This window comes from Wolbachia endosymbiont of Drosophila leontia (genome assembly GCF_028981785.1).
Taxonomy (GTDB): domain Bacteria; phylum Pseudomonadota; class Alphaproteobacteria; order Rickettsiales; family Anaplasmataceae; genus Wolbachia; species Wolbachia pipientis.
In genome coordinates, this window is record NZ_JAPQLK010000104.1 from 1 (window position 1) to 1,216 (window position 1,216).

The 1,216-nt window shown below is 34.2% G+C and carries 1 protein-coding gene and 2 pseudogenes; 1 reads left to right on the top strand and 2 read right to left on the bottom strand.

Annotation, left to right across the window (positions count from 1 at the left end):
• Positions 1-60: 60 nt before the first annotated feature.
• A pseudogene (locus OZD63_RS03370) lies at positions 61-874 on the bottom strand (IS4 family transposase); the annotation flags it as partial.
• A gap of 25 nt (positions 875-899) precedes the next feature.
• Complete coding sequence (locus tag OZD63_RS06300) at positions 900-1,085, bottom strand: hypothetical protein (protein WP_458695132.1); 186 nt, start codon at positions 1,083-1,085, stop codon at positions 900-902.
• Positions 1,086-1,118: 33 nt separating this feature from the next.
• On the opposite strand from OZD63_RS06300, the pseudogene OZD63_RS06305 reads away from it, so the two are divergent.
• A pseudogene (locus OZD63_RS06305) lies at positions 1,119-1,216 on the top strand (IS5 family transposase); the annotation flags it as partial.

Consider the following 1,216-nt stretch of genomic DNA (forward strand, 5'->3'; position numbering starts at 1 on the left):
CCAGCTTGCAAATGATTGTCCTTTCCTTCATTTCTCTCCTATTACGAAGATTTTAAACAGGTTCTTAGATGGATTCATCATAAACTTTCCAAATCTAACTTCCAAACGTGCTGTTCTTTTTGGCTTATTATCTTTTACAGGAACTTCAACTTCTACCGTACCTGCACAATGAGAGGATTTAATAAATGCCCATAACTTCTGCTCACCTTTTTCAGGATATCGAGATTTTCTATTTACTGCTCTATCTCTGCATGCTCTAACTAGCACTGCCGAATTAAGACTATGTGCAAGCTCAAAAAAGTCATATATATCTGCTTCTCTATCGCATACAGTTATAGTCTCAGTTTGAGTTGGATCAGTAATATTATTTGTTTTTCTTAAAATTTCCAACCACTTTACGCTTTCTTTATCTTCAATGCGATCGCTCTTTTTTTTAAGGTTCTCAGTTTCTTCAGGTCTTGAATAAACTTTTTGATCTAGTATCCCTAGTACCAAACCTTCTATACTAACGGCAAGAGCTGTATGCATTATAATACCTTTTGCAGTATCATAACTGGACAAATTTGCTAATCCGCTTGTTTTTTTATGGTTATTATATACAATGTAACTGGTATCTTGAATGACAAGAACCCTCTTGTGAGCTTTTGTTCTCTCAACTGTTTTATCAATGTGTGAAGCTAGAATATCGACTTCTTTTACGTTTTCATTTTAAAAAAAACGATATGCTGCTTTTGCTTCTGACCAACTTTCACATGCTTGATTAATCTAACTTTCAGGTAATTTTGTCAAACACATCAGCAATCTTTACTAATCGCTCAGTTAACCTTTTATCTCCAAATTCATTTTTAGCCCATTCACTACTTTTACTTGCCATTTTACACCCTCAATATTTGCAAACTTTAATATTGTAATATTTTACTTTTTAGTCCATTCATATTTGTGGGTAATAGTAAGGAATGACACCGTCTTGGATGGAAACCAGTGTCAGCTACTTTCATGACACCATCACAAGGTGAAACTGGATCCCAGTGGGCTTTGTTGCATCGCTCAAGTGAAAAGAACTGGCAGTTACTGACAAAATTCATTATAAATAGCCATTTAACTGTTGAAGAAAAAATATGCCACAAAAAATGAGAGTCAGTAACTGCCATGAATATAACAAATTTCTCCAAGAAAGAGGAAGCATTTTTTGTTATATCAATGACGCCATAGAAAA

Coding starts and splice junctions, on each gene's coding strand:
- OZD63_RS06300 (WP_458695132.1), bottom strand. CDS start 1,085: ATGAATTTTGTCAGTAACTGCCAGTTCTTTTCACTTGAGCGATGCAAC.